Here is a 9,603-nt window from a genome sequence, read left to right on the forward strand (position 1 = left end):
CGGATCACCTCCACCCGGTCAGTTCGCTCACAGCCGGATCACTTCCACCGGCGCTCCGCCGGCCACCTCGGTCACGTCTTCCGGCACCACGATGAGCGCGTTCGCCGAGGCCAGCGCGGCGAGCTGGTGAGAGCCCTGCCCGTGCGCCGGCGTCACCGTGCCGTCGTCGGACAGCACCCCACGCAGGAACGACCTGCGCCCGAACGGCGACCGCAGCGCCCCCGTGGTGTAGGCGGTGACGGTCTCGGGCCCGCCGCCGGGAAGGCCGCGCATCTTGTCGAGCGCCGGGCGTACGAACAGCATGAACGACACGTACGACGACACCGGGTTGCCGGGCAGCGCGAAGATCGGCACCTGGTCGTCCCCCAGGACGCCGAACCCCTGCGGCATCCCCGGCTGCATCGCCACCTTCTCGAACCTGACCGTGCCCAGCGGCGCCAGCGCCTGCTTGACCGGCTCGTACGCGCCCATCGACACCCCACCGCTCGTGACGATCGCGTCGGCGCGCATCAGGTGGGTGTCGAGCAGGTCGAGCAGCACGCCCGGATCGTCACCGACCGAGCCGACGCGGAAGCCCTCGGCCCCCGCCTCCCGGACCGCCGCGGCGAGCGTGTAACTGTTGGACTCCCAGATCTGGCCGGGAGACAGAGTGTTGCCCGGCTCCACCAGTTCGGCGCCGGTGGAGATGACCACGACCCGGGGCCGCGGCCGGGCCCAGACGCGCCGACGCCCCACCCCGGCGATGATCCCGAGCTGCGCGGAGCCGATCAAGGTGCCCGACTTGAGGACGATCTCACCGGCCTGTACGTCTTCACCCGCGCGCCGGACCGCGTTGCCCGCCTCGGCGCGGCGGTCGATGCGGACGGAGACCGTCCCCCCGTCCGTCCACTCCACCGGCACCACCGCGTCGGCCCCGGCAGGCAGGGGCGCGCCGGTCATGATGCGTACGGAGTGACCCGGCCCCACCGCCCGCAGCTCCACGGACCCGGCCGCGACGTCGTCGATCACCGGCAACGTGACCGGGACCTCAGACAGGTCCTCGGCCCGCACGGCGTATCCGTCCATGGCCGAGTTGTCGAACGGCGGCAGCGGCACCGGCGACGACACGTCCTCCGCCAGCGTCGCGCCCAGAGCCTGCTCCAGCTCCAGCTCGAGCGGGGCCAGCGGACGTACAGTGGCCAGGATCTCGGCCAGATGCCCGTCAACTGATTTCATCGAGGAACTCCCGTAGCCACGGCACGAACTCCGGCGCCAGGTCCTTCCGATCCGCCGCGAACTTCACCACTGTCCGCAAGTAGTCCAACTTGTCACCCGTGTCATACCGCCGGCCCCTGAAGAGCACGCCGTGCACCGGTCCGCCGTCCTCGGAGCCGCGCCCGGCGAGCGTGCGCAGGGCGTCGGTGAGCTGGATCTCGTTGCCGCGCCCCGGCGGCGTGCTCTCCAGCACCTCGAACACCGCCGGGTCGATCACGTAGCGCCCGATGATCGCCCAGTTGGACGGTGCCTCGTCGGCCGGCGGCTTCTCGACGAGGTCGGTCACGCGGACGACGTCTTCCTCGTCGGTCGGCGCGATGGTCGCCACGCCGTACAGCGAGACCTGCTCCTTCGGCACCTCCATCAGCGCGATCACGCTTCCGCCGAACGTGTTGCGCACCTCGATCATGCGCCGCAGCAGGTGGTCGCGGTGGTCGATCAGGTCGTCGCCGAGCAGGCAGGCGAAGGGGTGGTCGCCGACATGGTGTTTGGCGCAGAGCACCGCGTGGCCGAGCCCCTTCGGCACGCCCTGGCGTACATAATGCAGGGTCGCCAGGGAGGCGGGCTCGCGAACCTGGGAGAGCCGGTGCTCGTCGCCCTTGGCCTCAAGGGCCTCCTCCAGCTCGAACGCCCGGTCGAAGTGGTCTTCGATAGAGCGTTTGTTCTTGCCGGTGACCATGAGAACGTCGAGCAGCCCGGCGGAGGCGGCCTCTTCGACGACATACTGGATCGCGGGCTTGTCGACAATGGGCAACATCTCTTTCGGTGTCGCCTTGGTCGCCGGAAGAAACCGGGTGCCCAGACCCGCGGCGGGCACGACGGCTTTCGTCACAGGGTCAAAGTCAGCCATGAGTAGACCCTAGTGGAGGGACCTGTGGACAAGCTGAACCTGCGCCGTCAACTGAATGAGGCACGCGCGGCCCTCTCCCCCGAACAACTACACGCGAACGCCGTCAAGGTTCGCGAAACTCTGCTCGAACAACCCTGGGTCCAGATGGCCGGCCTGGTGGCCTGCTACTGGTCAACGGGGTCGGAGCCGGAGACGCACGGGCTCGTGTTCGCTCTCTGGAAACATGGAGCCACAGTCATCCTCCCCGTCCTGAGGCAGGACAACGACCTGGATTGGGCGGTGTACGACGGACCTGACACGCTCGCCCCGGGACGCCACGGGATCATGGAGCCGGTGGACACCCGGCGGGGCGTGGACGCCGTACGCACGGCCGCCCTCGTGATCGTGCCCGCCCTGGCGGTGGACCGGCGGACGGGAGTACGCCTGGGGCGCGGCGGCGGCTCGTACGACCGGGCCCTCGCCCGGGTCGGGCCGAACGTTCCAACGGTGGCGTTGCTGCACGACGGCGAGCTGATCGACGGTGTTCCCCACGAGCCGCATGACCGGCAGATCCGCTATGCGATGACACCCTCGGGACTCACTAGGCTTATGTGAACGCGGGTACGAGAGGGGAGCCAGATGACGCTGAACGCCTGGCTCCTCGTCGGCGCCGGGATCGTCATCGCGGCCATCGCGTCCGTACGCCTCGCGCATCGCAGCGGCCTGCCCAGCCTGCTGGTGTTCCTGGGCTTCGGGCTGGCCGTGGGGCCTTCCGGGTTCGGCATCCCGTTCGAGAGCCCTGAGCTCGCGCAGCAGATCGGCCTGTCGGCGCTGGCGGTCATCCTGGCCGAGGGCGGTCTGACCACGAACTGGTCCCACGTGCGCCGTTCCGTCCCCTTGGCCCTGGTGCTGGCCACCGTGGGCGTGACGGTCAGCATCGTCGTGGTGGCGCTGGTCGTTCAGGGACTGCTCGGGATCGACGGCACGACGGCGCTCGTCCTCGGCGCGGTGCTGGCGTCCACCGACGCCGCGGCCGTCTTCTCCGTCCTGCGCCGGCTGCCGCTGCCGCCGCGCCTGGCGGGGGTGCTGGAAGCCGAGTCGGGCTTCAACGACGCGCCCACGGTCATCGCCGTGGTGCTGCTCAGCGGGGCGTCACGCTCCCAGGCGACGCTGGGAACGTTCCTGCTGGAGACCTCGATCGAGCTGATCATCGGCGCGGCGATCGGGCTCGCCGTCGGCCCCGCCGGCGCGTACGCCCTGCGCCGCGTCGCCCTGCCCGCCTCGGGCCTCTATCCCATCGCCGTGCTGGCGCTCACGTTCGTCTCGTACGGCGGCGCCGTCCTGCTGCACGGCTCGGGTTTCCTGGCCGTCTACCTGACGGCCCTCATCCTGGGCAATTCGCGCCTGCCTCACCGCGCCGCGACCAGGGGTTTCGCGGAGGGCGCAGCGTGGCTGGCGCAGATCGGCCTGTTCGTCATGCTCGGCATGCTGGCCGACGTCGTGGAGATGCCCTCGGCCATCGTCCCCGGCCTGATCACCGGAACGGTCCTGGTGCTCCTGGCCCGTCCGCTCTCGGTCGTGGTCAGCACGTTCTTCTCCTGGGCGCTGCGGCTGGGCTGGGTGAGCTGGCGCGACCAGGCGTTCCTGTCGTGGGCCGGGCTGCGTGGCGCCATCCCCATCGTCCTGGCCACCATCCCCTGGGCGGCCGGCGTCGAAGGCTCCAAAGCGCTGTTCAACCAGGTCTTCGTGATCGTCGTCGTGTTCACCCTGCTCCAGGGGCCGACGCTGCCGTTCGTGGCGCGCCTGCTGGGCGTCTCCGCGCCGGGCGAGGCCCACGACCTGTCGGTGGAGTCGGCGCCTCTGGAGGAGCTCAAGGCCGACCTGTTGCAGGTCAAGGTCCCGACCGGCTCGCGGCTGCACGGTGTGGAGGTCTTCGAGCTCCGCCTGCCGGCCGGCGCCGCGGTGACCCTGGTCGTACGCGACGGCAAATCCTTCGTACCGACCACCACCACCCGCATCCGCGTCGACGACCAACTCCTCCTCGTCACCACCGCCGCCTGCCGCGACCAGGTCGAACGCCGCCTGCGCGCCGTCAGCCGCAGCGGGAAGCTGGCCGGCTGGTACGGCGAGCGGGGTTTGGAATAGCTGTTTGACCCCATCGGTTACCATTAGCAGTCGCATCGCTCGAGTGCCAAAGCTGGTAAGTACTTGTAAGGAGGAGCGCGTGCCGACGTATCAGTACGCCTGCAACGACTGCGGTGAGCAGCTCGAAGTCGTTCAGAAGTTCACCGACGATGCGCTGACGGTCTGCCCGAACTGCCAGGGCAACCTGCGGAAGGTGTTCTCCGCGGTCGGCATCGTGTTCAAGGGCTCGGGCTTCTACCGGACCGACAACCGCTCGTCGTCCTCGGCCACCTCTTCTTCCACCTCGTCCGGGGAAGGCAAGTCAGGCGAGAGCAAGTCGACGGAGAGCAAGTCCACCACCGCCCCGGCGCCGGCGGCCGCCTCCAACTGAGGACAAGCCCCGGTCCGTACGCGGGAGACGCCACCTCGCCCCACCCGCGAACTCCACCGGGGCCCGCTCCCGGCGGCCCACCGCATCGGCACTGACGCCCCCCACCCGCGAACGCACAAGGCCCGCCGCGCCCGTTCCAGACCATCTAAGCGGGTCGGGGCGGTCAGGAGCGCCACGGCGGGCACCGTCGGGCTTCCAGGCCCCGCAACGGCCCATCCAACGATCGGCCGGAACCCGCACCGCGCCGCACTTCCGCCGTCTCTGCCGTCTCTGCCGCCTCCCGCGACTACGCACGCCGGTCACCCGGCAGCAGGCTGCGACTCCGTCAGGATCCGCGGACACCGCCGCCAGGCCCGCACTCGGCACTCCCCGGCAACTCCGCCTCAAAGAATCACACCCAGGGGATTGCTTTCCTCCCCCAGACAAAGGCGGACCCATCCGCGCCGCACCGGACATTTCCCCGCATCGCGGCAACAACCCGGTGGAGAAAACCTCACCCGCCCGACGGCGGTCCTCTCAACCCCCGCCCACACATGGCCCCGAGCTTGCCATCATGTGCTCGCACACCTGTGGAGACCAGGGAAGATCAACAGCCCGGCCTCCCTCCCAGCTAATGCAAAGGCACAGTTGTCCGTGGACGTAGAGGCAGAGCTTCTCGACCTGAAGCGTCGTATGCAAGCAATCGAAGCAATCATGCACTCCGGTGACGCCACCCCGGCCTCGGTCATCACCGAGCTGAAGAAGATGATCACAGCCATCGAGACAGGGGTCAACGACGACCTGGCGGCTCACGGCGTGGAGATCGCAGGTCTTCGCCATCAGATCAACGACTGCTTCACCTCCGCGCACAACCAGGTACTCGAACGATTCGACTCCCTCAGAATCGACCTCATGCACCTCAAGCTCATACTCGAACAACAGCTCAAGAGCAGCGCATAGAGCCGCTCACCGGCAGCGCCCTCGACACCACGTCAGAGGGCGCAGCCCGCCCCCGCCGAACGTCGAACGTGCCACCCGCCTTCACCCCACAACACCACCCCGGCCACCCATAGCCACTCCAAGAACGGCCGCCCCAAGAGCCACCCCTCAGAACGGCCACCCACCCCGCTACCGAGGCCGATCAACCTCCGCCCCCAGCAGCTCCTCCGCGATCCGATCCGCGAGCCGCGCGAGCTGCGGATGCGCCCCCCAATCCGCCACCAACAACCTCAACCCCTCACACGCGCAGTGCAAAAGCCGCGAAGCCGCCCGTTCTCCCGCCTCCGTGAGCCGCAACGCCTCCCCGTCGTCCGACCGCCGCACCAGCCCCACGTCCACCAGTTGATCGACGTACGGCCGCCCGTATTCCTTGCTCACCCTGGCCCGCGCGGCCAGCTCCGCGCAGCGCACCCATCCCTCCCCGCCCAGCCTGGCGACGATCCACACGCCCTGCGGCGCGATCCCGCCCAACCCCGCCACCTCCCCGAGCCGGTCGTAGTAGCCCCGCCGCAGGTCGGCGTCGGCCAGCCGGACGAGCCCCCGCTCCACCTCCGCCAGCGAGGACCGCTCCGCGGACGTCGCCCCCAGCCCCTCCCCCAGATCGGCCGCCTTGGTCGTCTCCCTGAGCCGCGCCTGCGGGATGAACCAACTGAGGAGGAACGCCCCGAACATCACAGGCGCCGCGACCCGGAAGACGGCCACGATCGCGTCCGCGTAGACATGCAGGAACCCGTGCGCGAGCCCCCGCGGCAACCGCTGGATGACGGTCGGATCCTCCCGGACCCCCGCGGGATCGAACCCGGGAGGCAACCTGGCCCCGCGGAGCACCCGCCGCAGATGGTCGTCCAGCGTGGCGGCGAACACCGCCCCCAACGCCGCCACCCCGAACGACCCTCCGATCGACCGGAAGAACGTCGCCCCCGACGTGGCCACGCCGAGATCCTTGAAGTCGACCGCGTTCTGCACCACGATCACCAGCACCTGCATGGTCATCCCCAGCCCGGCCCCGAGCACCAGCAGGAAGCAGCCCATGACCAGCAGACTGCTGTCCTCCGTCATCGTGGACAGCAGGAACATCCCCACACTCGCGGCAGCGGTCCCCCCGATGGGCAGGAACCGGTATCTCCCGGTCTTGGAGATGATCTGCCCGCTCACGATCGACATGCTCAGCATGCCCGCCATCATCGGCAGCAGGTACACCCCCGACAGGGTCGGACTGACCCCGTGCACCACCTGCAGGTAGAGCGGCAGATAGGTGAGCGCCCCGAACATCCCGAACCCCACCACGAACCCCACCGCCGACGACATCGCGAACGCCCTGACCCCGAACAGCCCGAGCGGCAACACCGGCTCGGCCACCCGCCGTGCGGCGATCACCCATCCGGCCAGCAGCGCGACCGCCGCTCCTGCCAGCCCCACGATCACCGGATCGTTCCATCGGTACGTCACCCCGCCCCATGTCGTGATCAGCACCAGGCACGAGGTCGCCCCGCCGAGCAGCACCACCCCCGCGTAGTCGATCGTGTGCCTGGTACGCGAGCCGTCCCCCGGCAGCACCGTCACGATCACGAACAACGCGACGGCCCCCAGCGGCAGGTTGACGTAGAACACCCAGTGCCACGACAGATGATCGACGAACAGCCCGCCGAGCAACGGCCCGACGATGCTGGACACGGCGAAGACCGCGCCGAAGAACCCTTGGTACCTCCCTCTCTCCCTGGCCGAGACGACGTCGCCCACGATGGCCTGGGCCAGCACCATCAGCCCGCCCCCGCCCAGGCCCTGAAGGGCGCGGAACGCGATCAGCTCCCCCATGTTCTGACTCAGCCCGCAAAGGGCCGACCCGACCAGGAAGATGCAGATGGCGCCGATGAAGAGCCGCTTGCGCCCGTACTGGTCGCCCAGCTTCCCCCACAGCGGCGTGGAGACGGTCGAGGCGAGCAGGTAGGCGGTGACGACCCACGACAACTCCTCCAGCCCGCCGAGGTCTCCCACGATCGTCGGCAGGGCCGTGGACACGATCGTCTGATCGAGCGCCGCCAGCAGCATGCCGAGCATGAGCGCGACGATGACGAGGGTGAGGCCCTGTTGCCGCATGCGGCGATCCTACTCTTCGTACTGGTGTGCCCACGCAGCGCAATCGAGTTATCCACAGAACGCCATTCGGGTTTCCCTGCCCTCACACCACTCCGGCTACCCTCAGCGCCATGGTCACTCGCGCAGACATCGGCGTCATCGGCGGTTCAGGCTTCTACTCCCTGCTCGACGACGCGGAGGAGATCGAGCTCGCCACGCCTTACGGCCCCCCGAGCGATGTCGTCACGGTCGGACGCATCGGCTCGCGCTCCGTGGCGTTCATCCCCAGACACGGGCGGGATCACCGCTTCCCGCCACACCGTATCCCCTATCGCGCCAACCTCTGGGCCCTGCGCTCGCTCGGCGTCCGCCAGGTGCTCGCACCAAGCGCCGTAGGCTCGCTGAGAGCCGAGTACGGGCCGGGCGCCATCGTCGTCCCCGACCAGCTCGTCGACCGCACGTCAGGGCGCGTACAGACTTACTACGACATCGACGGCGCGGTCCATGTCTCCTTCGCCGACCCCTACTGCCCGTCCGGCCGCTCCACCGCCGTCCGGACGGCCCGCGAAACCGGCTGGGAGACCGTCGACGGCGGCACGCTGGTGATCATCGAGGGCCCCCGGTTCTCGACGCGGGCCGAGTCGCAGTGGTTCGCGGGCAACGGCTGGTCGATCGTCGGCATGACCGGCTTCCCCGAGGCCATCCTGGCCCGTGAGCTGGCCCTCTGCTACACCTCCGTCTCCCTGGTCACCGACCACGACGCCGGGGTCGAGGCGGGCCAGGGCGTCACCCACGACGAGGTCCTGGAGTTCTTCGCCCAAAACGTGACACGCATGCGCACCCTGGTCTCCGAGGCCGTCCAGTCGCTCCCGGAAGAACGCACGTGCCCCTGCGGCCAGGCCCTCGACGGCATCAAGCTCCCCTTCGAGCTGCCGTGATCCGATCCTGGCTGTCGCGCTACGGCCGTCGCCGCCGCCTCATCGCGGCGGCGCTCGCCGCCCTGGCCGTCATCTCCGCGTTCATGGCCACCCGTCCCGCCGCCTCCGCGCCCACGGTCCTGGTCGCCTCCCGTGACCTGTCTCCCGGCCCCCTGCGACCGGGAGACTTCCGCCTGGCCGCGCTCAACCTCCCGCCGAAAGGAGCGATACGCACCCTCGCCGCCGGCCAGACCCTGGCCGCCCCCATGCGCATGGGCGAGCCGCTGACCGACGTCCGCCTCCTGGCCTCCTACCCGATGCCGCCGGGCATGGTCGCCACCCCCGTACGCATAGCCGACGCCGCCACCGCCTCGCTCCTCGCCCCCGGCTCCACCATCACCGTCCTCGCCAGCCACGACCCGACCGGCCCGGCCCACGCGATCGTCACGGACACGAAGGTCATCACCATCCCCACCCCCCCGGCCCGATCCTCGTCGGCCGACGGCACTCTCCTCGTCCTCGCCGCGACCCCGTCCCAGGCCACCGAGCTGGCCACCGCCCAGGCCCACGCCCGCCTTTCCATCACGATCACAACTAACTAAAGGTAATCGTTCGGCTACGATCTCTTTCCGTGAACGGATTCAAGAAATTCCTCATGCAGGGCAACGTCATCGACCTGGCCGTGGCCGTGGTCATCGGGGCCGCTTTCAACGCGATCGTGCAGTCGTTCGTGGCCGATCTCCTGACGCCGCTGATCTCGGCGTTCGGCGGCCTGCCCGACTTCTCCTCACTCAAGATCACCGTCGGTCAGTCCAACTTCATGTACGGCAACTTCATCAACGCGGTCATCTCGTTCCTGATGGTCGCCGGGGTGGTCTACTTCCTGGTGGTCAAGCCGTACACGCATTTCCGCGACCGCACCGCCGCCAAGATCGAGTCGACGACCCGCGAATGTCCCGAATGCCTGTCGGAGATCCCCAAGGCCGCCTCCCGCTGCGCCTTCTGCAGCTCAGAGGTGGTCACGGTCTGACCGC

At 69.2% G+C, this 9,603-nt stretch carries 10 protein-coding genes; 7 read left to right on the forward strand and 3 right to left on the reverse strand.

Annotated elements, in window-relative coordinates:
* Positions 1–27: 27 nt before the first annotated feature.
* Together glp and galU are read right to left on the reverse strand one after the other, a co-directional pair.
* A complete protein-coding gene (gene glp, locus ACZ6S0_RS47840) occupies positions 28–1,215 on the reverse strand; it encodes a molybdotransferase-like divisome protein Glp (RefSeq protein ID WP_465926858.1) in 1,188 nt (395 codons plus the stop codon).
* Complete coding sequence (gene galU / locus ACZ6S0_RS47845) at positions 1,202–2,104, reverse strand: UTP--glucose-1-phosphate uridylyltransferase GalU (protein WP_465926860.1); 903 nt, start codon at positions 2,102–2,104, stop codon at positions 1,202–1,204. The genes glp and galU overlap by 14 nt, the downstream gene beginning before the upstream one ends.
* 24 nt (positions 2,105–2,128) lie before the next feature.
* Here galU and ACZ6S0_RS47850 point away from each other — a divergent pair, with 24 nt between their 5' ends.
* From ACZ6S0_RS47850 to ACZ6S0_RS47865, 4 genes are all read left to right on the forward strand, one after another.
* Positions 2,129–2,698: a 5-formyltetrahydrofolate cyclo-ligase gene (locus ACZ6S0_RS47850; protein WP_465926862.1), complete on the forward strand. Its 570-nt coding sequence runs from the start codon at positions 2,129–2,131 to the stop codon at positions 2,696–2,698.
* Between the two features lie 24 nt (positions 2,699–2,722).
* Entirely contained in the window at positions 2,723–4,228 is a 1,506-nt protein-coding gene (locus tag ACZ6S0_RS47855) for a potassium/proton antiporter (protein WP_465926864.1), read from the forward strand.
* Positions 4,229–4,307: 79 nt separating this feature from the next.
* A complete protein-coding gene (locus ACZ6S0_RS47860) occupies positions 4,308–4,598 on the forward strand; it encodes an FmdB family zinc ribbon protein (protein ID WP_465926866.1) in 291 nt (96 codons plus the stop codon).
* A gap of 633 nt (positions 4,599–5,231) precedes the next feature.
* Positions 5,232–5,537 (forward strand): hypothetical protein, encoded by a 306-nt coding sequence (locus ACZ6S0_RS47865; RefSeq protein ID WP_465926868.1) that lies wholly within the window; start codon positions 5,232–5,234, stop codon positions 5,535–5,537.
* Between the two features lie 168 nt (positions 5,538–5,705).
* Here ACZ6S0_RS47865 and ACZ6S0_RS47870 read toward each other — a convergent pair whose 3' ends face one another.
* Positions 5,706–7,673: an MDR family MFS transporter gene (locus ACZ6S0_RS47870; RefSeq protein ID WP_465926870.1), complete on the reverse strand. Its 1,968-nt coding sequence runs from the start codon at positions 7,671–7,673 to the stop codon at positions 5,706–5,708.
* Between the two features lie 110 nt (positions 7,674–7,783).
* Between ACZ6S0_RS47870 and ACZ6S0_RS47875 the strand changes: the two genes are divergently transcribed.
* Genes ACZ6S0_RS47875 through mscL form a run of 3 tightly spaced genes read left to right on the forward strand, consistent with a single transcriptional unit; the run spans position 7,784 to position 9,599 of the window.
* Positions 7,784–8,590, forward strand: coding sequence for an S-methyl-5'-thioadenosine phosphorylase (locus tag ACZ6S0_RS47875; RefSeq protein WP_465926872.1), 807 nt, complete (start codon positions 7,784–7,786; stop codon positions 8,588–8,590).
* Positions 8,587–9,171, forward strand: coding sequence for a CpaB family protein (locus tag ACZ6S0_RS47880; RefSeq protein WP_465926874.1), 585 nt, complete (start codon positions 8,587–8,589; stop codon positions 9,169–9,171). Before ACZ6S0_RS47875 ends, ACZ6S0_RS47880 begins: the two co-directional genes overlap by 4 nt.
* Before the next feature lie 29 nt (positions 9,172–9,200).
* Positions 9,201–9,599 (forward strand): large conductance mechanosensitive channel protein MscL, encoded by a 399-nt coding sequence (gene mscL / locus ACZ6S0_RS47885; RefSeq protein ID WP_465926877.1) that lies wholly within the window; start codon positions 9,201–9,203, stop codon positions 9,597–9,599.
* The last annotated feature ends 4 nt before the right edge of the window (positions 9,600–9,603 follow it).

This window comes from Nonomuraea sp. NPDC051298, assembly GCF_055586305.1.

Bases quoted from the DNA above. Each gene is read 5' to 3' on its own strand.
- glp (WP_465926858.1), bottom strand. From the start codon at position 1,215: ATGAAATCAGTTGACGGGCATCTGGCCGAGATCCTGGCCACTGTACGT.
- galU (WP_465926860.1), bottom strand. From the start codon at position 2,104: ATGGCTGACTTTGACCCTGTGACGAAAGCCGTCGTGCCCGCCGCGGGT.
- ACZ6S0_RS47855 (WP_465926864.1), top strand. From the start codon at position 2,723: ATGACGCTGAACGCCTGGCTCCTCGTCGGCGCCGGGATCGTCATCGCG.
- ACZ6S0_RS47870 (WP_465926870.1), bottom strand. From the start codon at position 7,673: ATGCGGCAACAGGGCCTCACCCTCGTCATCGTCGCGCTCATGCTCGGC.
- ACZ6S0_RS47875 (WP_465926872.1), top strand. From the start codon at position 7,784: ATGGTCACTCGCGCAGACATCGGCGTCATCGGCGGTTCAGGCTTCTAC.